The 25845-nt window shown below is 64.4% G+C and carries 20 protein-coding genes; 4 read left to right on the top strand and 16 right to left on the bottom strand.

Annotated features, from left to right (window positions below):
- The first annotated feature begins 64 nt into the window (after positions 1–64).
- From OU02_RS02535 to OU02_RS02525, 3 genes are all read left to right on the top strand, one after another.
- Complete coding sequence (locus OU02_RS02535; protein WP_033488640.1) at positions 65–697, top strand: class I SAM-dependent methyltransferase; 633 nt, start codon at positions 65–67, stop codon at positions 695–697.
- Between the two features lie 64 nt (positions 698–761).
- The gene (gene hrpA / locus OU02_RS02530) at positions 762–4811 is read left to right on the top strand and encodes an ATP-dependent RNA helicase HrpA (RefSeq protein WP_033488639.1); all 4050 of its coding nucleotides are present in this window, start codon (positions 762–764) and stop codon (positions 4809–4811) included.
- A 37-nt stretch (positions 4812–4848) separates the two neighbouring features.
- Positions 4849–5790: a hemagglutinin gene (locus OU02_RS02525; protein ID WP_238551945.1), complete on the top strand. Its 942-nt coding sequence runs from the start codon at positions 4849–4851 to the stop codon at positions 5788–5790.
- A 222-nt stretch (positions 5791–6012) separates the two neighbouring features.
- On the opposite strand, the gene OU02_RS02520 is transcribed toward OU02_RS02525, so the two are convergent.
- Together OU02_RS02520 and glnA are read right to left on the bottom strand one after the other, a co-directional pair.
- The gene (locus OU02_RS02520) at positions 6013–6243 is read right to left on the bottom strand and encodes a hypothetical protein (RefSeq protein ID WP_033488638.1); all 231 of its coding nucleotides are present in this window, start codon (positions 6241–6243) and stop codon (positions 6013–6015) included.
- Positions 6244–6833: 590 nt separating this feature from the next.
- Positions 6834–8171 carry a type I glutamate--ammonia ligase gene (glnA, locus tag OU02_RS02515; RefSeq protein ID WP_033488637.1) on the bottom strand — a complete coding sequence of 446 codons (1338 nt, stop codon included), beginning with the start codon at positions 8169–8171 and terminating at the stop codon, positions 6834–6836.
- Between the two features lie 109 nt (positions 8172–8280).
- Here glnA and OU02_RS02510 point away from each other — a divergent pair, with 109 nt between their 5' ends.
- On the top strand, positions 8281–9735 hold the full coding sequence (locus OU02_RS02510) for a DUF2252 domain-containing protein (RefSeq protein WP_033488636.1): 1455 nt from the start codon (positions 8281–8283) through the stop codon (positions 9733–9735).
- Positions 9736–9743: 8 nt separating this feature from the next.
- Here OU02_RS02510 and priA read toward each other — a convergent pair whose 3' ends face one another.
- The 14 genes from priA to dusB all read right to left on the bottom strand — a co-directional run bounded on the left by priA (position 9744) and on the right by dusB (position 25839).
- Complete coding sequence (gene priA / locus OU02_RS02505; RefSeq protein ID WP_033488635.1) at positions 9744–10472, bottom strand: bifunctional 1-(5-phosphoribosyl)-5-((5-phosphoribosylamino)methylideneamino)imidazole-4-carboxamide isomerase/phosphoribosylanthranilate isomerase PriA; 729 nt, start codon at positions 10470–10472, stop codon at positions 9744–9746.
- A gap of 51 nt (positions 10473–10523) precedes the next feature.
- Positions 10524–11171: an imidazole glycerol phosphate synthase subunit HisH gene (hisH, locus tag OU02_RS02500; RefSeq protein ID WP_033488634.1), complete on the bottom strand. Its 648-nt coding sequence runs from the start codon at positions 11169–11171 to the stop codon at positions 10524–10526.
- Positions 11172–11206: 35 nt separating this feature from the next.
- A complete protein-coding gene (locus OU02_RS02495) occupies positions 11207–11860 on the bottom strand; it encodes a hypothetical protein (RefSeq protein WP_033488633.1) in 654 nt (217 codons plus the stop codon).
- The gene (hisB, locus tag OU02_RS02490) at positions 11860–12459 is read right to left on the bottom strand and encodes an imidazoleglycerol-phosphate dehydratase HisB (protein ID WP_033488632.1); all 600 of its coding nucleotides are present in this window, start codon (positions 12457–12459) and stop codon (positions 11860–11862) included. The genes OU02_RS02495 and hisB overlap by 1 nt, the downstream gene beginning before the upstream one ends.
- A 9-nt stretch (positions 12460–12468) precedes the next feature.
- A complete protein-coding gene (locus tag OU02_RS02485) occupies positions 12469–13656 on the bottom strand; it encodes a histidinol-phosphate transaminase (RefSeq protein ID WP_033488631.1) in 1188 nt (395 codons plus the stop codon).
- A complete protein-coding gene (hisD, locus tag OU02_RS02480; protein ID WP_180326993.1) occupies positions 13653–15035 on the bottom strand; it encodes a histidinol dehydrogenase in 1383 nt (460 codons plus the stop codon). The genes OU02_RS02485 and hisD overlap by 4 nt, the downstream gene beginning before the upstream one ends.
- A gap of 102 nt (positions 15036–15137) precedes the next feature.
- Positions 15138–18698 carry a DNA polymerase III subunit alpha gene (gene dnaE / locus OU02_RS02475; protein ID WP_033488629.1) on the bottom strand — a complete coding sequence of 1187 codons (3561 nt, stop codon included), beginning with the start codon at positions 18696–18698 and terminating at the stop codon, positions 15138–15140.
- A gap of 511 nt (positions 18699–19209) precedes the next feature.
- Positions 19210–20154 carry an RluA family pseudouridine synthase gene (locus OU02_RS02470; RefSeq protein WP_033488628.1) on the bottom strand — a complete coding sequence of 315 codons (945 nt, stop codon included), beginning with the start codon at positions 20152–20154 and terminating at the stop codon, positions 19210–19212.
- A 2-nt stretch (positions 20155–20156) separates the two neighbouring features.
- Complete coding sequence (locus tag OU02_RS02465; RefSeq protein ID WP_033488884.1) at positions 20157–20681, bottom strand: signal peptidase II; 525 nt, start codon at positions 20679–20681, stop codon at positions 20157–20159.
- A gap of 20 nt (positions 20682–20701) precedes the next feature.
- Positions 20702–22246: a DivIVA domain-containing protein gene (locus tag OU02_RS02460; protein ID WP_033488627.1), complete on the bottom strand. Its 1545-nt coding sequence runs from the start codon at positions 22244–22246 to the stop codon at positions 20702–20704.
- A 115-nt stretch (positions 22247–22361) separates the two neighbouring features.
- Positions 22362–22652, bottom strand: a complete 291-nt coding sequence (locus OU02_RS02455) for a YggT family protein (RefSeq protein ID WP_033488626.1) — start codon at positions 22650–22652, stop codon at positions 22362–22364.
- A 53-nt stretch (positions 22653–22705) separates the two neighbouring features.
- On the bottom strand, positions 22706–23176 hold the full coding sequence (locus OU02_RS02450) for a cell division protein SepF (RefSeq protein WP_033488625.1): 471 nt from the start codon (positions 23174–23176) through the stop codon (positions 22706–22708).
- Positions 23177–23210: 34 nt separating this feature from the next.
- Positions 23211–24455 carry a cell division protein FtsZ gene (gene ftsZ / locus OU02_RS02445; RefSeq protein ID WP_033488624.1) on the bottom strand — a complete coding sequence of 415 codons (1245 nt, stop codon included), beginning with the start codon at positions 24453–24455 and terminating at the stop codon, positions 23211–23213.
- A 154-nt stretch (positions 24456–24609) separates the two neighbouring features.
- Entirely contained in the window at positions 24610–25839 is a 1230-nt protein-coding gene (gene dusB / locus OU02_RS02440; RefSeq protein ID WP_080720496.1) for a tRNA dihydrouridine synthase DusB, read from the bottom strand.
- Positions 25840–25845 lie beyond the last annotated feature (6 nt).

Here is a 25845-nt window from a genome sequence, read left to right as displayed (position 1 = left end):
CTGCCTTACTATCATCGAAAAGCAGCAGACACGCAAGTATACACCAGAACCGAAACGAGGCGCCATGAACGCACAGGACCCACACAAGCAGGCGGAACAGTATTTCACCGCGTCGCCTTCGTCGGCGGACGTGCGGCATGAAAAGCATGTGACGCTGCGCGGCCACGAGGCCGACGTGGAGACATCGAACGGCGTCTTTTCGGGCGGCCGCGTGGACCTCGGCACGTCCGTGCTGCTCCGTCATGCGCCGACGCCGCCCGCGCACGGCGATTTCCTCGACATCGGCTGCGGCTGGGGCGCCATCAGCCTCGCGCTCGCGCTCGAATCCCCCGAAGCCGACGTCTACGCGATTGATGTCAATGAACGCGCGATCGAGCTGACCGAACGCAACGCGGCGCTCAACGGCTGCACGAACATCCACGCCGGTGAGGCCGCTGATGTGCCCGAGGGACTCGAGTTCGAGCTCATCTGGTCGAACCCACCGATCCGCATCGGCAAGCAGGAGCTGCACACGCTGCTTATGACATGGCTGCCGCGGCTCGCTCCCGACGGATACGCGTATCTCGTGGTCCAGAAAAACCTCGGGTCCGATTCGCTGATGCGTTGGCTGGGGCAAGCCCTTCCCGGCACGTTCACGGTGGCCAAGCACGCGAGTTCGAAAGGCTACCGCGTCATCGAAGTCCACCGCCTGCCGTGAGCCACCGCCAATCCGACCGATTGCTTCCCATGGCTTCCCATTGAAAGAGTGACCGTTTCCCCTCATGAAATTCGAATATCCAGAAGAACTGCCGGTCAGCGGCGCACGTCAGGCGATCCGCGAGGCGGTGCAGTCGTCACAGGTCGTCATCGTCTCGGGCCAGACCGGCTCCGGCAAGACGACACAGCTGCCGAAAATCCTGCTCGAACTCGGCCGCGGCACGCACGGCCACCAGATTGTGCACACGCAGCCGCGCAGGCTCGCCGCGCGTACCGTGGCCGAACGCATCGCGAGCGAACTCGGCGTGCGGCTGGGCGACGAAGTGGGCTATCAGGTGCGTTTCACCGATGAAAGCTCACCGAAGACGCGCCTGCGCGTGGTGACCGACGGCATCCTGCTCGCGCAGATCCAACGCGACCCGAACCTGAGCCGCTACGACACGATCGTGATTGACGAGGCACATGAGCGCACGCTCAACATCGACTTCCTGCTCGGCTATCTCACCGCGCTGCTGCCAAAACGGCCCGATCTCAAGCTCATCGTGACTTCGGCCACGATCGACTCGGTCAAGTTCCAAAAGCACTTCGAAGACGCGCTGCGCAAGCCCGTGCCGGTCATCGAGGTCTCGGGGCGCACCTACCCCGTCACGATCTGCTATGAGCCCCTCGGTGGCCTGCCCACGCTGATGAGCCATGTGCCGGGGTTCGCCGACCGCGCGTCCGGCACAGACGCCGGCAATCCGGACACCGAGGCGATGGACATGCCCACGGCCGTGGCGCGTGCATGCGTCGAACTCGTGACCATCTCGGCGCACGACCAAGGCCCGCGCGACATCCTCGTCTTCGCGTCCGGCGAGCGCGACATCCGCGATTTCGAACAGTCGATCCGCCATGCCTTCGGCCCGCGGTGCGCGGACATGCGCAGGCCTGACGCGATAGAGATCATGCCGCTGTTCGCGCGTCTGAGCGCGAAGGACCAGCACCGCGTGTTCGAGTCGCACCGGCACCAGCGCATTGTGATTGCCACCAATGTGGCGGAGACATCGCTCACCGTGCCGGGCATCCGGTATGTGGTGGATCCGGGCACGGCGCGCATCTCACGGTATTCGAAGACGGCCAAGGTGCAGCGCCTGCCGATCGAGCCGATTTCGCAGGCGAGCGCGGACCAGCGCGCGGGCCGTTGCGGCCGTATCGCCGACGGCATCGCGATCCGCCTGTATTCGGCCGAGGATTATGAGAGCCGCCCGCGGTTCACCGAACCGGAGATCCTGCGCACGTCGCTCGGCGCCGTGGTGCTCCACATGCTGTCGGTCGGCGTGGCGAGGACGGCCGAGGACATCACCGGATTCGGGTTCATCGACCCGCCGGACATGAAGGCGGTCTCCGACGGTTTCAACGAGCTCACCGAACTGCGTGCGATCTCGCGCAAGCGCGGGCAGATCCGCCTCACGCATATCGGCCGACAGCTCGCGCGCATCCCGATCGACGTGCGCTTGGGCCGTATGCTCATCGAGGCGGCACATGCCACGACCCCGAACACGCTTGCCGCGCTGATCGTGATCGTGGCGTTCCTGAGCCTGCAGGATCCACGCGAACGTCCCGAAGACAAACGCGATGAAGCGGACCGCCTGCACAACCGCTACGCGGACACCATGAGCGATTTCCTGACAGCGCTCAATCTGTGGGACCGCGCGTACGGCGCCGACGGCGAACTGAGCAACAACGCGTTGCGCCGGCTGTGCAAAACCGAATATCTGCACTTCCTGCGCATGCGCCAGTGGAAGGACCTCGTCTCGCAACTGCGGTCGCTGTGCCGCGAGCTCAAGTTCACCGTGGGCGAGCCCATTCCCGTCAGCCGCCCTGACGAGCGGATCCGCGCGCTGCCGATCAACCAGCAGGCCGCACACTCGCTGTGCTGTTCGTGGGACGCGCAGGGCATCCACACGTCGATGCTCGCCGGCCTACTGTCGATGCTCGGCATGCAGGTGGTGCGCGAGCCGAAGGCCTCGGCTTACGCGAATCTCAAGGGAGCCGCCCGCGCCCGTGCGCTCAAACGCGCCCAGAAGATGGCAAAGAACGACTATCAGGGCGCACGCGGCACGCATTTCGCGATTTTCCCCGCTTCCGCGACCTCCTCTTCGACACCGCCGTGGATCATGACGACCGAACTCGTGGAGACGGGACGCCTGTGGGCGCGATACTGCGCGCAGATCGACCCGGCATGGGCCGAACCGCTCGCCAAGGACCTCACGCGCACCACGTATGCGAACCCGCACTGGTCCGCTTCGCGCGGCAGCGCGGTCGCCGAAGCCACGGTGCTGCTGTATGGCCTGCCGATCGTGCGCGGCAAGCATGTGCAGTGGGGGCGCATCAATCCGCTGGAAGCCCGTGATTTCCTGCTGAGGCAGGGCCTTGTGGAAGGCGACATCCAGCAGCGCTTCCCCCACGACGGGTTCATCGCGCGCAACCGTGCGATCGTCGAAGACGCGCAGGACGACGCGAGCCGTACACGCCAGATCGCCCAGACGGTGAGCGACGAGGACCTCTACGACTTCTACCAGCGTGTCGTGCCGCAAGACGTGACGAACGTGGCCGAGCTGGCTCGCTGGTGGAAGACGGAGCACGGAGAACACCCCACCCTGCTCGATTTCGACCCCGAGGAGGTGGAACGCCTCAACGACGTCGAATCGGTGAGCCTGGACGACTTCCCCGACCATTGGACCACCGTCGGATCGGATGGGACCGTGCTGTCGCTGCGCTTGAGCTATATCTACGACACGGCGGATCCGGACGACGGCGTGAGCGTGCACATCCCGATGACCGCGCTCTCGCGCATCAGCGCCGCGCAGTTCAGCTGGAACGTGCCGGGCTTGCGCAATGAGCTCATTGTGGCGATGATCAAGGCGCTGCCGAAGCAGCTGCGCGTGCAGTTCGTGCCGGCGCCCGACACGGCCGCCAAAATCGAGGATTGGATCGACGCACATTACCCTGCCGACCCGGGTTCGGGCACGCGCGAACAGCCGGCCGAGACGCCGGACGGCGGCCCCTGGCCCGATTTCGCGCATGTGTTCACGCAGGCCGCGATCAGTGTAGTCGGCGCGCAAATCCACCCCGAGGTGCTCGACGGGCTGATGCCCAAACTGCCGCCGTACCTACGCATGACATTCGTGATCGAGCAGCCCGCGCCACGCCCCAAACGCGAGCGTGGCCGGCGGAATGCGCCGAATGCGGTCAAACGCGTGGCGAGCGGCAAAACGCTTGAGGACCTGCAGCGCCGGTTCGCAAGCCAAGCGCAGGCTTCGGCCCGCACCGTGGTGCGCAAGCAGGCCGAGCGCGCGGCCGACGAGGGCAAGGCCGTCACGCAGGCGAACCTGCTGCACAAGGCCGGCGCCACCACGCAATCACGCGCCGATCTGCTATGGCATGCGGCGCTCGACCGGCTCAAGCTGCCCGGCGAACGCATCTCATCACGCTGGCTCGGCGCCGAGACGCTGCGCCTGGCCGCCGCGCCGTACAAGTCCACCGCCGCGCTCGTCGACGACCTGCAGCTCGCCGCCGTCAAACGTCTGCTGCCCGACATCGACAAGGTCGACTCCGACGACGCGCTCGACCAGGCCGTGGCCGGCGTGGAGCAGGTGTACGAAGACACTGTCTACGCCGTGGCCAAAGACGTGGTGGAGATCCTCACACAGTACGCGCAGGTGGAAAAGGCCGTCTCCGGAGTGGCCGACCTGCCGATGCTCTCGGTGCTGCAATCGGTGCGCGAACACGCCGCCACGCTCGTGAACCCCGGGTTCATCGGACGCACACCCCCGCTCGCCCTGCCGCGCATCCCCGTATACCTGCGCGCCGACCTGATGCGCCTGGGCAAAGCGAAGACCGACAAGAACCGCGATGTGCGCTGGGCATGGCAGGCCGACGAGGCGAAACAGCTCGTGGATGCCGCGCTCGAACGTGCCAAGGCGTTGCCGGCTGGTTCCGCGCGCGACGAGTCAATGGCCAAGGCCAGCCGCGCACGGTGGATGCTCGAGGAGTTCTACGTCTCACTGTGGGCGCAGGAACTCGGCACCAACCAGCCGGTCAGCGTGCAGCGCATCACCAAGGCACTGCGCTGAGCCACGCGCAATCCACAAGGTTCCCAAGGACGGCCCCATGGCTTCGAACAACACCACCCCATCCAAAGGCACGCATACGCGCCACCACCCCATCCAGCGCATACGGTCCACGACCAAGGCCGTGACTCGTGCATGGAAACATGGCAACGTGCGGCAGCGCACGGCATTGGCCACGATCGGGCTGCTCGCCTCGATTGCGGCGCTCGCGCTCGTCATCAGCCTCGTGCGCTTCGTCTCCTGGCGCGTCGAGGTCCATCAGGCGCGCGCCGAACAGCAGCAGCTGGTGGAGCGGTTCGATTTCAACCCCGGCAACATCATCTCGAACACGCAGTTCTTCAACGGTTCCGCGATGAACCAGAAGGAGATCCAGGCGTTCCTTGACGAGAAGGGCGCCGAGTGCACCGAACGCGGCTGCCTGCGCAACGCGGCGTTCAGCACCGAGCCACGTGCGGCGAGTGACTACTGCGCCGAGTACAAGGGATCGTCCAAACAGCAGGCGTCCGCGATCATCGCCGACGCCGCCGTGGCCTGCAACGTCTCGCCGAAAGTGCTCCTGACGATGCTGCAGAAGGAACAGCAGCTCGTCACCGCCACGCAGGCCCCGAACGAGTTCCGGTTCAAGGCCGCCATGGGGTTGAGCTGCCCGGACGACGACAGCTGCGACCCGGAGTATGCCGGGTTCTTCCGTCAGGTCTTCGGTTCGGCGGAACGCTATCAGTATTACGTGCGGCACGAGGACGAATACGGGTTCCATGCGGGCGCGCTCAACTATGTGCGGTTCAACCCGGATGCCTCATGCGGCGGCTCGGAGGTCTACATCGAGAACACGGCCACCGCCTTGCTGTACATCTATACGCCATACCAACCCAACCTCGCCGCGCTCGAAGCGGGCGCCGGCGAAGGCGACGCGTGTTCCACCTACGGCAACCGCAATTTCTCGATCATCTATTCGGGATGGTTCGGCGACCCGCGTGCCTAGCAGCCTACGTGGTCATGCGATGCGGCGCTCGGGATGTGCCGGCGTCCATACCATGACGATGACCAATGCGAGCACCACGAGCAGTTGCGGCAAGGTCGGGGGGACCGCCAACGGGGACTGCCCTGCCGATGAGTAGTCCCCCAAAACATAGCTCGGCGGTCACCGCCGCAAGCAGCGCGATGCCTGCGAACCAGGCATGATGCGCCTTGCACCATAACGCCATCAGTCCCCCCGCTTCATGGCTTGCGCCCGGCATTCCGCGCGCGCGTCGCTGATCGCGCGTGAAATGCGCGCTGCGTCTTGGGGAGCGAACGCGGGACCAGCGCCCTCCTCTACTGTGCTCAGCCGCCTGTCCAGCGCCCCGACAGCCCATTGGTAGGCCGGCAAGGTCTCCGTTATGCCGCATCCATCGATCTCGGTCGGCGCGAAATCGGTATAGGCGTCCAATAACATGCGCCACCTCCAACACCGCGATGCACAGCACCGCCAACGCGGTATACGTGAGCACCGGGGCGCATACCGCGCGCAGAGGCCTTGCATGACGGCCATGCAGGCCATCCCCCATACCATTGTCGGCAGCAGCTCGCGCCCGATGCCCCAATGCGAATGGGCGTTGGGGTATTGGAACACCTGCCCTTTTCGCACCGCCGACAGGTCCCAAGCGGCTTTGCACATGCAGGCGTGCGGGATCGTTCGCGAGGCCATTCACCGGTCATCCCCCTGCCCGTCGAGGATGACGTTGAAGGCGTCATATGCCGCGGTCGGAGCCGGGCCTCCAGCGATGCCGAGATAGTCCGCCATAGCACCCTGCCACAGCATTCGGCCTTCATGCAATACCACGACATGGTCGAACAGCTCTCATCCATCTGGGGCTCCGGCACTTTCCCCAGCCATGCATGGTACGACACCGACTCATGCACGGTAAAACCGGGGATCACGGGAATGTCTTGTGGCATCCAGCCTATATGCGTCCGGTACGTTCCGATCGTCTTTCGGGACAATGGCACACCGTTCTCACCCACACACGATTGCTTACAACACCCTCAGAGCTTGGCGAGGTATTCCTTGAGCTCGAAGGGGGTGACCTGTCCGCGGTACTCCTCCCACTCCTTGCGCTTGTTGCGGATGAAGTACTCGAAGACGTGCTCGCCGAGCACATCGGCCACGAAATCGGACTTCTCCATGATGCGCAGCGCCTCGTCGAGCGATTCGGGAAGCGGCTGGATGCCCATGGCCTGACGTTCGGCGTCGGTGAGCTCCCACACGTCGTCGCTCGTCGGTTCGCCCAGCTGCATCTTCTGTTCGATGCCGTCAAGGCCGGCTGCGAGCAGCACCGAATAGGCGAGGTACGGGTTGGCGCCCGGGTCGAGCGCACGGAACTCGATGCGTGCGGAATTGCCCTTGCCCGGCTTGTACTGCGGGATGCGCAGCAGCGCGGAACGGTTGTTGTGCCCCCAGCAGATGTAGCTCGGCGCCTCGTTGCCGCCCCACAGGCGCTTGTACGAGTTGACGAACTGGTCGGTGATCGCGCAGATCTCGGCGGCATGGTGCAGGATGCCGGCGGCGAACTGGCGCGCGGTGATCGACATGTTGAATTCCTGGCCTGCCTCGTAGAACGCGTTCGCATCGCCTTCGAACAGGCTCAGATGCGTGTGCATGCCGGAGCCCGGCTCGTTGGCGAGCGGCTTGGGCATAAAGCTCGCATGGATGCCGCGTTCGAGCGAGATCTCCTTGACCACCGTGCGGAACGTCATGATGTTGTCGGCGATCGTCAGTGCATCGGCGTACCGCAGGTCGATCTCGTTCTGGCCGGGCCCCGCCTCATGGTGCGAGTATTCGACCGAGATGCCCATCTGTTCGAGCATGTTGACGGTCGCGCGGCGGAAATCCATGCCGGGACTGCGCGGCACATGGTCGAAATAGCCGCCTTGGTCGATCGGCACGGGCGGCTGCGAATAGTCGTCCTGGCGCTCGAACAGGTAGAACTCGATCTCGGGGTGCACATAGAACGTGAAACCTTTGTCCTTCGCCTTGGACAGCGCGCGCTTGAGCACATGGCGCGGGTCGGCGAGCGAGGGTTCGCCTTCGGGCGTGAGCACGTCGCAGAACATGCGCGCCGTGCCTTGCGGGCCTCCGCGCCACGGCAGGATCTGGAATGTGCTCGGGTCGGGCTTGACGATCATGTCGTCTTCGGAGACGCGCGTCATGCCCTCGATGGCCGAGCCGTCGAACCCGATGCCCTCCTCGAACGCCGCCTCCAGCTCCGCAGGCGCAATCGCCACTGATTTCAAGGTGCCCAGCACGTCGGTGAACCACAGGCGAATAAAACGTACGTCGCGCTCCTCAACGGTACGGAGCGCGAACTCTTGCTGCTTATCCATAACAGCCCATCGTTCCATGACGATGTTACGTGGCACGTTAACATGCCGTTCCGCGGACCGGCATGGGCTCGGTATCCCGGCCGTGCCACCGCTGCGCTATCGTGGCGGTATGAGCGCATACACGAGCACGATCGTCGATTCGACCGCCGACAACCCCATCATCGACATGACATGGCATCAGGCTGCCACACCGAAGGAGCGGGCGCGCGCAGGACTGGCCGCACGCGAACGGGCGCCTCTCGAATCGCACGCCATCTGGCATGTGCACCCGGGGCGGCGCGAGGTCATCGGATTGCTCGAGGAGCAGTCGAAGACACGTCTGCAGAGCCTCATCCCGCTGCGGTACTACCGCATGAGCGATTCCGCGTTCACGTTCTACCGCGGCACCGCGCTGATCATGGCCAACGACCTGGCACAGACCCCGGTGACCGGTATTCCCGTGCAGGCGGTGGGCGACGCGCACATCGGCAACTTCGGCCTGTTCTACTCCCCCACGCGCCATCTGGTGTTCGACATCAACGATTTCGATGAAACGACCATGGGGCCATGGGAATGGGACATCAAACGCCTCGCCGCATCGGTCGAGATCTGCGGGCGCGCCAACAACATCTATTCGAAGGACCGCCAGAAGGCGGTGCGCGCGTGCGTGCGCACCTACCGGCAGATGATCGACCAGTTCGCACAAATGGATTACCTCGACATGTGGTACGACCACTTGGACGTGGAGCACACGCTCGACCAGTTCGAAAGCGCGCAGGGCGGCCACCGCAACCGCACGCTGCGCGCGGCGGTGATGAAGGCGCGCGCCAAGGACTCCGACGGCGCCGCCGCGAAGCTCACCGTGCTCGACGGGGACACGCTGCGGTTCCAGTCGATGCCGCCCGAGCTCGTCCCCATACGCGACCTTGAGGGATACAACGACCTGGACGCGCTGCGTGAGCGGCTGCGGCAGCTGTTCGACTCATACCGCGATTCGCTGTACGAGGACCGCCGGCATGTGTTGAGCCAATACACGTACCACGACACGGCGCGCAAGGTCGTGGGCGTCGGCTCCGTCGGCACACGCGCATGGGTGTCGATCCTGACGGGCCGTGACATACACGACCCGCTCATGCTGCAGATGAAGGAGGCCACCGATTCGGTGCTCGAACGGTTTGTGGGCCGCAGCCCGTACGCGTCTCATGGCGAACGCGTGGTGCAGGGCCAGAAACTGATCCAGACGACCGCCGACATCATGCTCGGCTGGACCAAATTCCTGGCGAACGACGGCCTGCCACGTGACTATTACGTGCGCCAGCTGTGGAACGGCAAGGGGTCGATCGACATCAACCACCTCAACGACGTGGCGTTGAACGATCTGGGGCGCATGTGCGCATGGTGCCTGGCGCACGCCCATGCCCGCACCGGCGACGGCATCGCGATCGCGAACTACCTCGGCGGCACGGACACGTTCGACGACGCGATGACCTCGTTCGCCGATTCCTATGCGGACCAGAACGAAGAGGATTACCACGTCTTCAAGCAGATGATCAAGGACGGCGAACTGCCCTGCTCAAAGAAATGAGCCGGAGGTCAGTCCGCCGCGACGGCAAGGGCCTCCTGCAGGGTGAACGCCCCCGCATACAGCGATTTGCCCAGGATGGCGGAATCCACGCCCAGATCGTCGAGCGTCTTGATCGCCTCGAGGTCGGCGAGCTTGGAGATGCCTCCTGAAGCCGTGACCTTCGCGTCGGTGCGTTCGGCGACTTCGCGCAGCAGGTCGATGTTCGGGCCGCTCATCATGCCGTCGCGTGTCACGTCGGTCACCACGTACCGGCTGCAGCCGGCGTCGTCGAGGAAGCGCATCGTCTCGAACAGGTCGCCGCCTTCCTTGACCCAGCCGCGTGCGGCGAGCGTGTGCCCGCGCACGTCGAGGCCCACGGCCACGCGGTCGCCGTACTTGGCGATCACGCGCGCCGTCCACTCGGGGTTCTCGAGTGCGGCGGTGCCGATGTTCACGCGCGCGGCTCCAGCTTCAAGCGCCGCGTCGAGCGAGGCGTCGTCGCGCACGCCGCCCGACATCTCGATGTTCACCGCGTCGCCCAGTTCAGCAACGATCTGCCGCAGCTGCGCACGATTGTCGCCGGTGCCGAAGGCCGCGTCCAGATCCACCAGGTGGATCCACTGCGCGCCGGCGTCCACCCATGTACGGGCGGCGTCGAGCGGCGAACCGTAATCCGTTTCGGAGCCGGACTCGCCTTGGCGCAGCCGGACGGCCTTGCCGTCACGAACGTCGACGGCCGGAAGCAGTGTCAATGCCATAATGTGTTCCTTCGGTGGTTGGGTTGGTCGGTTGGTCAACAGGTGCGGGACTCACAGCACGTTCGCCCAGTTGCGCAGCAGCCGTGCGCCTGCCTGCGCGGATTTCTCGGGGTGGAATTGCGTGGCGAACAGCGGGCCGTGCTCATACGCCGCCACAAAACGGCTGCGCCCGTACGTGCACCATGCCACACGCTCGGGCGCGTCGGCGAAATCGATCTCGTATTCGCTTGTATCGGCCGGTGTGACCTCGCATGCGGCGTATGAATGCACGAAATAGAACCGTTCGTGCTCAACGCCGTCGAGCAGGATTGAGCCTTCGGGAGCCTGCACGGTGTCCCAGCCCATATGCGGCACCACGTCGGCGTCCAGACGCGTCACCGCGCCGCCGATGAGGCCGAGCCCCTCGGTATCGACACCATGTTCCTCGCCTTCGGTGAACATGATCTGTTCGCCAACGCACACACCGAGCACCGGGCGGTCGGCGCGCAACCGGTCGTAGATGACCCGGTCGCCACTGACCTTGCGCAGTCCCTCCATGCAGGCGCCGTATGCGCCCACACCGGGTACCACAAGACCATCCGCCTCAAGTGCCTGCCGGTAGTCGGATGTGAGCGTCACATCGAGCCCTTGGTCCGCGAGCGCGCGCATCATGGACCGCACGTTGCCGAACCCGTAGTCGAACACGACAACCGTCTTCATAGCTTTCTCCTTCCAATGATTCGCTGCAAGCGCGGTCATTCGATCGACGATTGCCCGTTGCCCATGTGCGTGTGTTTCGCGATGATCCCGTAGGCGCGGGTCTGGCCCATGGCATCCGACGAGACGACGTCGTCGGATTGGGCGAGCACGTCCTGCACCGTCGAGATGCCCAGCATCACGTCTTCGACGAACGGGGCGAGCGAGGGGAACACGAAAGGCGGCGGCAGTTGCTCTCCGGCCTGCCCGTTGTAATACACCGTCGCCTCCACCTTGTCGGCGCGGTTGACCACGAGCAACCCGGACAGGCCTCCCACGACCTTCGTCAGGTCCTTCACCGCGGCCTCCGGGCCATCGCCGTCGAGGTTGTGCAGCACGGCCACGGCGCCTTGTTCCGAGCCGATGCACTCGGCGGAGATATCGGAAATCTGGCAGAATGCGGCCAGCAGCTCCGCCGAGTTGAGCCGTGTGCAGATGAACGCCGCCTTCGCCTTGTCTCCCAGCAGCCCTTCGAGCTCGTCTTCGAACGACGGCCCGTCGCCTTCGGCATCGGACGGCTCGCTGGCGCCGGACCCGCCTTCGCCCTCGTGGAACTCCTCTTCGAAGTTCTCGAGCATCGCCTCCAGTTCGGCGTCGTCGAAATGCCCGCCGTCGTTGCCCTGCCGTTCGGGCTCGTCAGGTTCGTCCGCCATCACAACGCGCCCTTCGTGCTCGGAATGCCGTCGACACGCGGGTCGGGCTCGATCGCGAACCGCAACGCGCGCGCGAGCGCCTTGAACTCGGCTTCGGCGATATGGTGCGGGTCACGGCCCGCGATGAGGTGCAGATGCAGGCAGATGTCGGCATGGAACGCGATCGACTCCATGACATGGCGCACGAGCGAGCCGGTGAAATGCCCGCCGATCATCGCGTACTGGAAGCCTTCCGGCTCCCCCGTGCACACGCAGTACGGCCGGCCCGACACATCCACGACCGCCTTGGCGAGCGCCTCGTCGAGCGGCACCGTGGCGTCGGCGAAGCGGCGGATGCCGCGTTTGTCGCCGAGCGCCTGCTTGAGCGCCTCGCCGAACACGATCGCCGTGTCCTCCACCGTATGGTGCGCGTCGATGTCGGTGTCGCCGGTGGCGCGGATCGTCAGGTCGATGAGCGAATGCTTGCCCAACGCCGTCATCATATGGTTGTAGAACGGCACCGACGTCTGGATATCAGTCTTGCCCGTGCCATCGAGGTCGAGACTGAGTTCAATCGTGGATTCGCTTGTCTGCCGCGTGATCGTGGCCGTGCGTGCCATGCTCGCTCCTTACTGCTGGTTCGCTTGGTTCGTCTGTTCCTCGACGGCGCGCATCGATGCGGTGAGCGCCTCGCGGAACCGTGCCATCTCGTCGTCGGTGCCCATGCACACGCGCAGCCAGCCGTCCGGCCCCACCACGCGGATGAGCACGCCACGGCGCAGCATCTCGTCGAAGATCATGCCGCGGTCGTCGAAATGCCCGCCGAACATGAGGAAATTCGACTGTGACGGCGCCACTTCGAGCGGCTCGCCCTTGTACGTCTGCTCCCTGAGCCACTGCGCGGTCCGCTCGCGCAGCTCCCGCAGATGGCCGACCTGCGCGAGCTGGTCGTCGGTGTGGTCGAACGCGGCGAGCGCCGCCGCCTGCGTGACCGCCGAAAGATGGTAGGGCATGCGCACGATGCGCAGGCAGTTGATGATGCCCGCGCTCGCCGCGATGTACCCCACGCGCGCGCCGGCGAACGCGAATGCCTTGCTCATCGTGCGGCTCACCGCGAGGTTCGCGTACGTATTGACGAGCGTTGTGGCCGACGGCGTGCCCGGGTCGCGGAACTCGATGTACGCCTCGTCGACGACGACGATCGGGTGCACGCCGGGCGCGGCGCCCGCGACGCTCGCGTTCTGGCAGAAGTCGAGGATCCGCTTCAGGTCGGTCATCGGCAGCGCCGTGCCGGTGGGGTTGTTCGGGCTCGTGAGCATGACGATGGACGGCTTGATCGCGCGGATCGCCTCGATCGTGCGGTCCACGTCGAGGGTGAAGTCGGCGTTGCGCGGGGCCGTGTGCCACTGGGTGAACGTGTCGCGCGCATACTCCGGGTACATCGAATACGTGGGGTCGCAGCCGAGCGCCGTGCGCCCCGGGCCGCCGAAGGCCTGGAACAGCTGGAGCATGATCTCGTTGGACCCATTCGCGCCCCACACCTGGTCGGTCGTGAGCGAGGCCTGGGATTCCCGTGCCAGATAGTCCACGAAGGCCTGGCGCAGTTCCATATGCTCACGGTCCGGGTAGCGGTTGAGTGTGGGCGCCACCTCACGGATGCGTTTTTCGATGCTGCGCACGACCGCATGGCTTGGCGGGTAGGGGTTCTCGTTCACATTGAGGCATACGGGCACATCGATCTGCGGGGCGCCATACGGCTCCTCGCCGATCAGGTCATTGCGCAATGGCAGATCCGCGGGAATCATCCCTTCGTTCATCGAAGGCCTGCCTCCTCTTCCTGGCTCGTGAGCGTCTCTTTGTCGTATGGGTCGGCCACGAAGCGCGTCAGCACGCTTTCGCCGTGCGCGGGTAGGTCTTCGGAGACGGCGAACGCGTTGACGCGCGACGCGAGCTCCTTGAGTCCCTGCTCGTCGTATTCGATCACTTCGACCGGCTTCATGAACGTGTGCACGCCAAGGCCGGCGGCGAAGCGCGCGGTGCCCGAGGTGGGCAGCACGTGGTTCGACCCGGACATGTAGTCGCCGAGCGGCACCGGCGAATACGGGCCGCGGAAGATGGCGCCGGCGTTGCGGATCCTGGCGATCACCGCATCAGGGTCAGCGGTCTGCACCTCGAGGTGTTCCGCCGCGTACGCGTTGGCGGCGTCGATTGACTGGGCGGTCGAATCGGTGAGGATGATGCCCGACTGCTGGCCACGCAGCGATGTCGCGACGCGCTCGGCGTGCTCGGTGCGCGGCACGCGCTTGAGCAGGCTCGCCTGCACGGCGTCGGCGAGCTCGGGGCTGTCGGTGATGAGCACCGAACCGGCGAGCTCGTCGTGCTCGGCCTGTCCAATCAGGTCGGCCGCCACGAACTCCGGGTTTGCGCCCTTGTCGGCGATGATCGCGATCTCGGTCGGGCCGGCGACGGCGTCGATGCCGACGATGCCCGAGACGAGGCGTTTCGCCGTGGCGACGAAGATGTTGCCCGGGCCGGTGATCTTGTCGACTGGTTCGCACAGCACCGGGTTCGTGGGGTCGTCCATGTCTGTCGCGCCGTATGCGAACATCGCGATCGCCTGGGCGCCACCGACGGCGTACACCTCATCGACGCCGAGCATCGCGCATGTGGCGAGGATCGTCTTGTTCGGCCAACCATCCGGGTCGTTGCGGTTCGGCGGCGTGGCGATCGCGAGCGATTCGACACCCGCCGCCTGCGCCGGCACGGCGTTCATGATGACCGAGCTCGGGTAGACGGCCTTGCCCCCGGGCACATACAGGCCCACGCGCTGCACCGGAATCCAGCGCTCGGACACGCGCGCGCCTTCGGCCAAGTCGGTGTGGAAGTCCTCGGGAACCTGGTTCTGTGCGACGGCGCGGGCGCGGCGGATCGACTCCTCGATCGCGGCGCGCACCTCGGGGTCGAGCTGCGCCACCGCGGCGTCCATCACGTCGGCCGGCACGCGCAGCTTCTTCGGCACCACGTGGTCGAACCGCTCGGCGTACTCGCGCAACGCCTTGGCACCATTGCGCTTCACGTTGTCGAGGATCGGCTGCACCAGTTCGGTGGCTTCGTCGGTGCCCATCTTGGCGCGCGGCATCGCGGCGAGCATTTCGGCACGGGTCAGGGTTTTTCCGCGCAGGTCAATGATGCGCATGTAGTTTTCAGCACTCATACCGCACTATCGTAACAATGGCCTGTCACGAGCATGATTCACGCGCCGCCGCATCTCACGATGTGGCTACCCGAGCCCTTGCCGTCATGCACCGAGCAATGCGTTCGGCCCGAACACGACCTTGATGTCCGCGAACAGGCTCGTGTCGCGTGTGACGCGGAACCGGTCGCCCATCGTCAGGACGCGCGCGTTGCCGTTGTCGTCGAAGACGGCGAGCTTGACCTCGCAATAGCCCGGATGGTTCGACAGGATCGAGCCGAGCTGCTCGAGGCGGTCGCGTTGCAGCGCATGCAACGGCAGCGCCACGATCACCGGCCGCTCGTCCTCCGCCTCGAGCGAAGGCACCTGCATCTCGGTGGCGCGCATGCTCACCGTCTCGTCGCGCACTTCGGGCGTGCCGCGCATCTGCACCACGGTGTCCACGGCCAAATCGGCCGCCGCCGCCTCGTACACCTTGCCGAACATCATGCACTGGATCGAGCTTTCCATGTCTTCGATTGTCACGATCGCCCACGGATTGCCCTTCTTCGACATGCGGCGGTCCACATTGGTGATCAGCCCGGCGAGCACGACCTGTGTGCGCTCAGGCAGACGGTCTGCGCGGTCGATGAACTGCGCGATGGACATCTCGCGCAGATTCGCGAGCACGGACTGCATGCCCGAAAGCGGGTGGTCGGACACATACAGGCCCAGCATCTCGCGTTCGAAGTTGAGCTTGGTCTTCTTGTCCCACTCCTCCACGTCGGGCACGCTGATCGAGGCGTCGCCCATCGCGTCCTCGTCCTCGCCGTCGCCGTCCACATCGGCGAACAGGTCGAACTGGCCGGCCGCCTGCTTGCGCTTGAGATCCACGACCGATTCGATCGCAGCCTCGTGCACGGTGAACAGGGCGCGGCGGTTCGGGTCGATCGAATCGAAGGCGCCGGCCTTGATCAGCGATTCCACGAGCCGCCTGTTGAGCGCGTTGAGCGGCACACGGCGCACGAAATCGAGGAAGTTGACGTATTTGCCGCGCTTGCCGTTGCGTTCCTCAATGATGTCGTTCACCGCCTGCTCGCCGACGTTTCTGATGGCGCCGAGGCCGAAGCGCACGACGTCGCCGACGGCGGAGTACGCGTAGACGGATTCGTTGACGTCCGGGGACAGGACCTTGATGCCCATGCGCCGCGCCTCGCCCAGGTAGAGCGCGGTCTTGTCCTTGTTGCTCGCCGCGCCCTGCAGCAGGGCGGCCATGAACTCGACCGGGTAGTGCGCCTTCAAATACGCGGTCCAGTACGAGATCAGCCCGTAGGCGGCCGAATGCGCCTTGTTGAACGCGTAGCCGGAGAACGGCACGAGGATGTCCCACACCGCCTGCGCGGCCTCCTGCGAATACCCGTGCTCCTTCATGCCCGCGAAGAACGGGACCTGCTCGCGGGCCAGCACCTCGGGCTTCTTCTTGCCCATCGCGCGGCGCAGCACGTCGGCCTTGCCCAGCGAATAGCCCGCCAGGATGCGCGCGGCGGACTGCACCTGCTCCTGGTACACGATCAGGCCGTAGGTCTCGTCGAGCACCTCCTTGAGCGGTTCGGCCACCTCGGGGTGGATCGGCGTGATCTGTTGCAGGCCGTTCTTGCGTTTGGCGTAGTTGTTGTGCGAGTCCATATCCATCGGGCCTGGACGGTACAGGGCGATCAGCGCGGAGATGTCGTTGAAGTTGTCCGGCTTGAGGCTCTTGAGCAGGGCGCGCATGCCGTCCGAATCCAGCTGGAACACGCCCAGCGTGTCGCCGCGCGACAGCAGCTCGTACGTCTCCCTGTCGTCGAGCGGGATCTTCGTGTAGTCGATCGGCTCCTTGCCGTTGGCGGCGATGTTCTTCAACGTGTCGCCGATCACCGTCAAGTTGGACAGCCCCAGGAAGTCCATCTTCACCAGGCCCAGCGTCTCGCACGTATGGTACTCGAACGTCGTCGTGATCGTCCCGTCCGTGCGCTCCAACAGGGGCGACGTGTCCGTGATGGGCTCCGAGCCCATGATCGTGGCACACGCATGCACACCCGTCTGGCGGATCAGGCCCTCGATGCCCATCGCCTCATCGGTGATACGCTTGGCGTCCGGGTCCGACTCGTACAGCTCGCGGAACTCACGCGCCTCGGCGTAGCGCTTGGCCTTCGGGTCGAAGATGTCGTGCAGCGGCACGTCCTTGCCGCCGGTGGCGGCCGGTGGCAACGCCTTGGTGACCTTCTCGCCCATCGCGAACTCGTAGCCCATGATGCGCGCCGAGTCCTTGAGCGCCTGCTTGGTCTTGATCGTGCCGTAGATCACGCACTGCGCGACCTTGTCATGCCCGTACTTCTCACGGCAGTAGTCGATGACCTCCAACCGGCCCTCCGGGTCGAAATCCACATCGATGTCCGGCAGGCTCACACGCTCGGGGTTGAGGAACCGCTCGAAGATCAGGCCATGCTCCAACGGGTCGAGCTCCGTGATGCCCATCGCGTACGCGACCATCGAACCCGCCGCCGAACCACGCCCGGGGCCGACCATGATCCCATGGTCCTTGGCCCACTGGATGTAATCCGCCACCACCAGGAAGTAACCCGGGAACTGCATCTGGCAGATCACACCGCACTCATAATCCGCCTGCCCGAGCACACGCTCCGGCACCTCGCCCCCATACCGCTTCTCCAGACCCTCCTCGACCTTCCGCAAGAACAGCGACGTCTCGTCCCAGCCCTCGGGGCACGGGAACTGCGGCATGAACGCGCCGTCCTCATGGTCGTCGAACATCACATTGCACCGCTCCGCCACCTCCAACGTGTTGTCGCACGCCTCGGGCAGGTCCCGGAACAACTCCCGCATCTCCTCGGCCGACCGCATGTAATAGCCCTCGCCATCGAACTTGAACCGCCCCGGCTCATCAAGCTTGGACCCCGAATTAATGCACAACATCGCATCCTGCGCGCCGGCGTCCTCCTTGTGCACGTAGTGCGAGTCGTTCGTGGCGAGCAGGGGCGCGCCGAGCCGTTTGGCGATGTCGAGCAGGTCGTTCGTCACGCGGCGCTCGATCTCGAGCCCATGGTCCATCAGTTCGATGTAGAAGTTCTCCTTGCCGTAGATGTCCTGCAGTTCGCCGGCGGCGCGCAGCGCCTCATCGAACTGGCCCAGACGCAGCCGCGTCTGCACGATCCCCGACGGGCAGCCCGACCCGCAGATCACACCCTTGCTGTACGTGGCGAGCACGTCCTTGTCCATGCGCGGATAGCGCATCACACGGCCCTCGAGGTTGGCCACCGACGACGCCTTCGTCAGGTTGACCAGACCCTCGTCACTCTCCGCCCACAATGTCAGATGGGTATAGAGGCCACCACCCGACACGTCATCGCTTCTCTGCGCCTCGGTGCCCCAGTGCACACGCGACTTGTCACCACGCGCCGTCTCCGGCGTCACATACGCCTCGATGCCGATGACCGGCTTGACGCCCTGCTTGACCGCCTCGCTCCACAGCTCATACGCGCCATGCATGTTGCCATGGTCCGCGATGCCGACCGCCGGCATGCCCAGGTCCTTGGCGCACCTGACCAAATCCGGGATCTTCGAAGCGCCGTCAAGCAGCGAATAATGCGTGTGGTTGTGCAGCTGAACAAAGTTTGCGGATTGAGCCATAAGGTTCAAATCTACCCGTTTCGCATGACGGTGCGCAAGGGTCCGCGGCACCGGCTGCGCGCCATGCGCATGGTGCGGCGCGTGGCGTGGCGACACGCCGTTCGGGCCGTCCATGCACATGCCCGCGCACGGTTTGCACCGTGCAAGGCGCTCCGCTAGCGTGGGCGTATGGAACACACGACACAGACCAACCGGCCGGCGCCCGGACCCGCTCCCCAGCCGTACACACCACCGGCGCCATACCCCCAGCCCATGCAGATGACGCCCCACTTCGCCACGGTGCACGCCCGGACCGCACGGGACCCGGCCACCTTGCGCGCACGCGCGCGTGGCTGCGCGATCGGCGCCGTGGCATGTCTCATCACCGTGATTGTGACGGTCGTGCTGTTCGCGCTCGGCGTTCAGTCGCTGTTCGCGGGGCACACGAGCCCCGCGATGATCCTGGTGATGTTCGGCCTCTTGCCGATTGGGATGCTCGCCGCGGGTGCCACTGTCGGATTCACCATCTGCACTATTGTGGCGTGGACGGCGTGGAGTGATCTGCGTGATGCGCGCGCATCATGTCAAGCGCATGCTGCAGGTCCGCCGGATAGTGCGAGGTGACGACCGTGGTGACATGCGTGCGCGGGTGCCGGAACTCGAGCTGCATCGCGTGCAGCCATTGGCGCTCCAGCCCCAGTTCCTCACTGAGCCGGGGATTCGCCCCGTACATCGCGTCACCCACAAGCGGGTGCCCGATCGACGAGAAATGCACACGGATCTGGTGCGTACGACCGGTCTCGAGATTGACCGAAGCGAGTGTCGCCTCACCGAAGCGCTCCATGACATCCCAATGCGTCACCGCGTCTTTGCCCGCTGGCGTCACGCAGAACCGGAAATCGGAGACCTTGGCGCGGCCGATCGGCGCGTCGATGGTGGCCTTGTTCTCTTTGAGGTTGCCCTGCGCCAAGGCATGGTAGGTCTTCACCACCTCATGTTCGGCGAACTGGCGGCGCATCTCGGTGTAGGCCAGATCTGACTTGCACACGAGCATGAGGCCCGATGTACCCACATCGAGTCGTGAGACGATGCCTTGGCGGCCCGGCGCGCCGAGGCTCGTGATATGCACGCCGCGGTCGAGCAGCGACCCCAGCACGGTGGGTCCTGTCCACCCCACGGAGGCGTGGGCTGCCACGCCGACCGGTTTGTCGACGACGACCACGTCGTCGTCCTCATAGGCGATCGCCATATCGGTGGCCACTGGTTCGGGCCGCTCCTCGCGTTCCCTGAGGGTGATCTCCACGAGGTCGCCCAACTGCAGGATGTCGGATTTACTGGTTGTGCGCCCAACAATCGTGGCTTGGCCTGTCTCGATGAGGTCGGACGCCTTGGCACGCGAAATCCCCATCATCTTGGCCACGGCCACGTCGAACCGCCGGCCAATCAACGCATCAGGTGCGGGAATGATTGTGCCCATGCCTACTCGCTTTCGCCGGTGGCGCCATCCTCGGTGGTGTCAGTGGACCGGAACGGCACATTGCACAGGATCGTGACCACAATGCCCACCCCGGCGACCATCAGGAAGATGTCGGCCACATTACCTATGGACCAGCCGTAATCGAGGAAGTCCACGACTTTGCCGTTGAGGAACCCGTCCGCATAGGCAAAGCGGTCGATCAGATTGCCAAACGCGCCGGCGAACGCCAAGGCGAACCATACCGTCCACAGCATCGAATCGGTTTTCGACGCGAGCAGCACGAGCGCGATGCACGCCACAATCGCCAACAGGGCGATGAGCCATGTCATGTTCGACCCCATGCCCAGCGACGCGCCGGGATTGTGCACAAGCGTCAAGGAGAGCATGTTGGGGATCACACTGATCGAACGGTGTCCGGCCAGATACGTTTGGGCGAGGTACTTGGTGAGCTGGTCGGCCACCAGTGCCACTACGGTGATACACGCAAAGACGGCCGCGCGTGTGCGTGGCCGTCTTTGCCGCTGAATGTGTTCAGTCACAATCCGTCTCAGTTGTTTTCGAGGGAATTGTAGTTGTTCGTGTCGGAGACCTGCGCCTGCAGCTGGGTGAGGAACTCGGTCAGACGCGCACGGTACTCGGTCTCGAACTGCTTGAGGCCCTGGATGTTGCCCTCGATGACCTTGGACTGGTTCTCGAGGTTGGCGCGCACCTGATTGGCGTAGTCGTCGGCCGCGGAGCGGGTCGTTTGGCTGTAGTCGTCGGCACGGCCCTTGACGTCCGCTTCGAACTTCTCCATCTCCTGATGGCGGTCGGCCACATACTGGTCGGCCTCGTCTTTCTTCTGCTGGGCGTAGGAGTCGCCTTCCTGCTGCTTCTGCTTGGCGTACTGGTCGGCCTCATGCGCCTTGGAATCCGCGTAGGTGTTGGCCTCGTTCGTCTTCGTTTCGGCGTAGTTGTTAGCTTCGGTCGTCTTGTCGGCCACATACTGGTCGGCTTCGGCGTGCTTGTTCTGCATGTAGGTGTCGGCGTCTTCGCGGGTCTTGTCGCTGTAGGCGTCAGCTTCCTGACGCGTCTTCTCGCTGTACGCGTCGGCCTGGTCATGCACGCTCTTGCTGTAGTTGTCGGCGTCTTCGCGCGTGTGCTTGCTGTAGGCGTCGGCGTCTTCGTGCGTACGCTGCTTGTATTCGTCGGCTTCGGTACGCGTACGGCTCGAATACTCGTTCGCCTTCTCGATCGTCTCGGCGTACTTGCGCTGGCTCTGCTCGGTGATTTCCTTCGCAGTGGCCTTGCCCTTGTCGACATACTGGTCGTGCAGCTGCATGGCGAGCGTGAGCATCGCGGTGGCGCGCTCGGGCTCGCTGTTGGCCGCGGCGGCGGCACTCTTGATCTTCTGCAGGCTGCCGGTCTCGGTGTCGGGCTCGACCTTGGCCACTTGGTTGCGCAGCTGCTCTTCGCGCTGCTTGGATTCTTCGAGCTGCTTGCCCAATTCCTTGACCTGTGCGTCAAGCTGCTGGGCGCGCACGGTCTGCTCGTGCGCGGAGCTCAGCTCGCGGCGCAGGTTCTCGGTGTCGGCGCGGAACTGGTCGCGCTCCTGACGCACCGAGTTGAGTTCGGCGGCCAGATCCGGCTGGTTCGCGTCTTGCGCGGCCTGGGCGGTGAGCTGGTCGATCTGCGCGGACAGGCGTTCGACCTGCGACTTGAGTTGTTCGTTCTGTGCGGCGAGGGCTCGGTTGTTCTCTTCGGTTTCCGCGAGCTTGCCCTGCGCGGCCTGAGCGGCCTGATTCGCCTGGGCGATCTGCGCCTGCGCCTGTTCGCCCTGCCCCTGTGCAGCGGCGGCCTTGAGCGCCTGGTTCTCTTGGGAAAGCGACTGCACCTGTGCGGTCAGCTCAGAGATCTTGGTATTGAGGGCTGAGACATCTGGTCCAAGGGCCTGTGTGGACTGACCGCCGGAAACGGCCTGCTTACCCAAAGCCTCAACGGTTTCGGTGACCTGATCGAGGAAATCGTCTACCTCGTCAACGTCATACCCTTCCTTGAAACGCACCGTCTGAAAGGTGTGTTCCCGAATATCCTTAGGCGTCAAAAGAGCCATATATCTTCCACCTCGCTTTGGGCTTGCGCCCGGCTAAGTTAGTCTTAATGTCAGATGCTATCACGAAACCTGCGATAACAGCGTTTCCGCACTATATTCTTTGCCGAGATTCCTGTCAGATCAACACCCGTAGTATAATCAGCACGAAATATAGCACCAAAAAACTGGTGTCGAAATAGATCGGTCCCATCGGGATGGGTTTGACGTATCTACGGAGCCAACGCAATGGCGGTTCGGTGAGCTGATACACAATGCGTACCAGCGAAGCAACAATGCCACTCGGGTGCCAGCGGGGCGCGAGCACCATCACCCAATCAAGAATCATCCGGACAAACAATACGGTGATGTACGCTTCGATCAGCCAGTCAATGATGTGAAACAAAACAGAGACCAATGAAGCAAGCATGCTCCCAGCCTACCGTAAGGCTGGGAGCATGCTTCGGGATACGGCTGCATTGTTCACTCCGAGAACAAATCGCGCGTGGCGCTCTGCTCTGGTTCTTCGGCCACGATGTCCACGCGGGCGGGGCTCAGCAGGAACACACGGGGCGTGACGCGTTCAATCGAACCGGCCACACCGAAGACCACGCCAGACGAGAAATCGACGATGCGGTAGGCCACAGCCTCGGACACGCCCGTCAGGTTCAGCACGACCGGTACACCGTCGCGCAATGCGCGTCCCACCATCTGGGCGTCCTCATACGAGTTCGGGTGGATGGTGGTGATGCGGCTCACACGCCCTTGGAACGGGGCCGCGGTCTTGCGGCTCGTGGATGCGGTTGCGGGCGCCGTGGACGGGATGGGGGTTACGGAGCGGTCCGAATCGAATGACGATTCGCTCTCTTCTTCCTCGACGAACTCGTCTTCGTCCTCGGGCACGACGTCTGACATACCGAGGTAAGACATCGTACGCTTCATGAACCCTGGCATTGTGGTGTTCCTTTCCGCTTCGTCTCAGTGTGCTTTAACGCAGAAATTCCGGAAGATCGAGATCGCCCGGGTCGTTGGATCCGTAATAGTCCGGACCCGTGGTCGGATCAAACACCGGCGTTTCGGGGGTCTGCGGCACAACCGGCTGGGTGGGCTGTTCCGCGGGCGCTGTCTGGAAAATCGGCGTGGCGTTCGGGGCCGGGGAGGTCACCATGGCCGGCAGGCTGCCGGTGTTGCTCACCGGCTTGATCACCGGGGCTTCGGTGTGCGTGTGCGTCAACGGGCTGGAGGGCGTGGCGGCCGTTTTCGGCTTTTCACCCTTCGAATCGAAGCCGGCGGCGATCACGGTCACGCGGATCTCATCGCCGTAGGCATCGTCGAGTGCCAGACCCCAGATGATCTGCGCTTCCGGGTGCGCCGAACGACGGATGAGCTCGGTGGCCTGCGTGGCCTCCTGCAGTTTGAGGTCGGTGCCGGCGGCGATGTTGATGAGCACACCATTGGCGCCGTCAATGCTCTCCTCGAGCAGCGGGGAGCTGATCGCGATCTCGGCGGCCTGTGTGGCGCGGTCCTCTCCCCGTGCCGAACCGATGCCGAACATGGCGGTGCCCGAGTCGCGCAGAATCGACGTGACATCGGAGAAGTCCACATGGATGTAGGAGTTCATCGTGATCAGGTCGGTAATGCCCTGCACACCGGCCAGCAGCGCGGTGTCCGCCGTCTTGAACGCCTCGACGATGCCGATCGAACGGTCAGCGAGCTCAAGCAGGCGGTCGTTCGGGATGATGATGAGCGCGTCAACCTCTTTGCGCAGGTTCTCGATGCCCATCGCGGCGGAAGCGGCGCGCTGCGGGCCTTCGAACGAGAACGGGCGGGTGACGACGGCGATCGTGAGCGCCCCCTGCTGACGGGCGGCGCGCGCGACGAGCGGGCTGGCTCCGGTGCCGGTGCCACCGCCCTCACCGGCGGTCACGAACACCATGTCGGCGCCCTTGACGGCCTCTTCGATGTCGGACTGGTGGTCCTGTGCCGCCTTGGCGCCCTTTTCCGGGTCGGCGCCGGCGCCGAGGCCACGGCTCGAGGCGTCGTTCAGCGAAATCTTGACGTCGGCGTCCGAACGCAGCAGATCCTTCGCATCCGTATTGATGGCGACGAATTCCACATTCTGCAGCCCCTCTGCGATCATGCGGTTGATTGCGTTGCCGCCCGCGCCACCGACACCGACGACCTTAATATTGGTTTTGTCGTTGAAATTGTCAGTCTGGGCAATCTCGCTCACGGTATTCTCCTGTCATTTACGTATCTTGCTCTACTCTATCGCAGACGGGTCGATAAATGTTACGGGTTTCACCATTTTCAATCCATTGCGCAATACAGCAGATGCGGTTGTGTGCTGGTATGGGTCTTTCTTCGACATTCCGGTGAGCGTTGCATCAATACTCCGCATCCATCGGATCATCTCCAAACAGTTGCTCACGCTCGGCATGCGTGGTCCGCCGGCTGTCCAGCCAGCCGTAGGGAAGATGGACTTTTTTCGCAAAGCGAACACGGCCTCTGGGCTTATCCACAATGCGGTCGGGCAGCACCGCGTCCTGATCCAATCCGTCAATGATCCCCTGCACTTCAGCGAGGCTCTCACACCCCATGAACGCGGCACGCACGGAACCTCCGACCGGGAAGCCTTTGAGATACCACGCGATGTGTTTGCGTAGGTCGTGCACCGCCATCCGCTCGTCGCCATCGAAGAATTCGACGAGCAGACGCGCATGCCGCATCACGACGGCGCCGACCTCACCGAGCGTGGGGCGCACGCGCGCGTCGATGCCTGCAAAGGCATTGCGGATGTCGGCGAAGATCCACGGGCGACCCTGGCAGCCGCGGCCGATCGCCACACCAGCGCAGCCGGTCTCGCGGATCATCGCCACGGCGTCGTCGGCGCCCCAGATGTCGCCATTGCCGAACACGGGGATGTCCAGATGCTCCACGAGTTCGCCGATGCGCGTCCAATCGGAGTGGCCGCCGTAATATTCGGCCGTCGTGCGCGCATGCAGCGTCACGGCGGCGCAGCCCTCGCCCTGTGCGATACGGCCGGATTCGAGGAAGGTCTCGTGGTCGTGGTCAATGCCAACACGGAATTTGGCCGTCACCGGTATGCCGGCTGGTGTGCACACGCGCACCACGCGGTGGATGATCTCTTCGAGCAGGTCCGTCTTCCATGGAAGTGCGGAGCCGCCTCCCCTGCGCGTGACCTTCGGCACAGGGCAGCCGAAGTTGAGGTCCACATGATCGGCCATCGATTCGTCGACCACCATGCGGGCCGCCCGTTCCACAATCGCCGGATTCACGCCGTACAGCTGCAGCGAGCGCGGATGCTCGCTCGGCGCGAAGCGGCATAGCCGCAACGCCTTCGGATTGCGCGCCACCAGTGCGCGCGCCGTGATCATCTCCGCCACGTACAGCCCGTCGGGCCCATATTCCTCGCACAATACGCGGAACGGCCAGTTCGTCACGCCGGCCATCGGCGAGAGCATGACAGGCGTGCCGACGGTCAGCGGACCGAGACGCACCGGCGCGAGCGCATGGTCGAGCCGGGACGGCGCGCTATCCGTCCTCGGATCGAGTTGCGTCGTCTCATTGGCTGTATTCACTACTGTTTCGTGCATGCATCC

The sequence above is a fragment of the Bifidobacterium pseudolongum subsp. pseudolongum DSM 20099 genome (genome assembly GCF_000771225.1).
Lineage (GTDB): Bacteria > Actinomycetota > Actinomycetes > Actinomycetales > Bifidobacteriaceae > Bifidobacterium > Bifidobacterium pseudolongum.
Note: the sequence above shows the minus strand (reverse complement) of the source record. Positions and strands in the feature narration are given on the sequence as shown.

Excerpts from the sequence above, each read along its gene's own strand:
- OU02_RS02520 (WP_033488638.1), bottom strand. The coding sequence starts at position 6,243 with ATGTTATTGGACGCCTATACCGATTTCGCGCCGACCGAGATCGATGGA.
- OU02_RS02510 (WP_033488636.1), top strand. The coding sequence starts at position 8,281 with ATGAGCGCATACACGAGCACGATCGTCGATTCGACCGCCGACAACCCC.
- OU02_RS02470 (WP_033488628.1), bottom strand. The coding sequence starts at position 20,154 with ATGGGCACAATCATTCCCGCACCTGATGCGTTGATTGGCCGGCGGTTC.
- OU02_RS02455 (WP_033488626.1), bottom strand. The coding sequence starts at position 22,652 with ATGCTTGCTTCATTGGTCTCTGTTTTGTTTCACATCATTGACTGGCTG.
- OU02_RS02450 (WP_033488625.1), bottom strand. The coding sequence starts at position 23,176 with ATGCCAGGGTTCATGAAGCGTACGATGTCTTACCTCGGTATGTCAGAC.
- priA (WP_033488635.1), bottom strand. The coding sequence starts at position 10,472 with ATGGCATTGACACTGCTTCCGGCCGTCGACGTTCGTGACGGCAAGGCC.
- OU02_RS02485 (WP_033488631.1), bottom strand. The coding sequence starts at position 13,656 with ATGAACGAAGGGATGATTCCCGCGGATCTGCCATTGCGCAATGACCTG.
- hisD (WP_180326993.1), bottom strand. The coding sequence starts at position 15,035 with ATGCGCATCATTGACCTGCGCGGAAAAACCCTGACCCGTGCCGAAATG.
- OU02_RS02495 (WP_033488633.1), bottom strand. The coding sequence starts at position 11,860 with ATGGCGGACGAACCTGACGAGCCCGAACGGCAGGGCAACGACGGCGGG.
- OU02_RS02460 (WP_033488627.1), bottom strand. The coding sequence starts at position 22,246 with ATGGCTCTTTTGACGCCTAAGGATATTCGGGAACACACCTTTCAGACG.
- hisH (WP_033488634.1), bottom strand. The coding sequence starts at position 11,171 with ATGAAGACGGTTGTCGTGTTCGACTACGGGTTCGGCAACGTGCGGTCC.
- glnA (WP_033488637.1), bottom strand. The coding sequence starts at position 8,171 with ATGGATAAGCAGCAAGAGTTCGCGCTCCGTACCGTTGAGGAGCGCGAC.
- hrpA (WP_033488639.1), top strand. The coding sequence starts at position 762 with ATGAAATTCGAATATCCAGAAGAACTGCCGGTCAGCGGCGCACGTCAG.
- hisB (WP_033488632.1), bottom strand. The coding sequence starts at position 12,459 with ATGGCACGCACGGCCACGATCACGCGGCAGACAAGCGAATCCACGATT.
- dnaE (WP_033488629.1), bottom strand. The coding sequence starts at position 18,698 with ATGGCTCAATCCGCAAACTTTGTTCAGCTGCACAACCACACGCATTAT.
- dusB (WP_080720496.1), bottom strand. The coding sequence starts at position 25,839 with ATGCACGAAACAGTAGTGAATACAGCCAATGAGACGACGCAACTCGAT.
- OU02_RS02535 (WP_033488640.1), top strand. The coding sequence starts at position 65 with ATGAACGCACAGGACCCACACAAGCAGGCGGAACAGTATTTCACCGCG.
- OU02_RS02525 (WP_238551945.1), top strand. The coding sequence starts at position 4,849 with ATGGCTTCGAACAACACCACCCCATCCAAAGGCACGCATACGCGCCAC.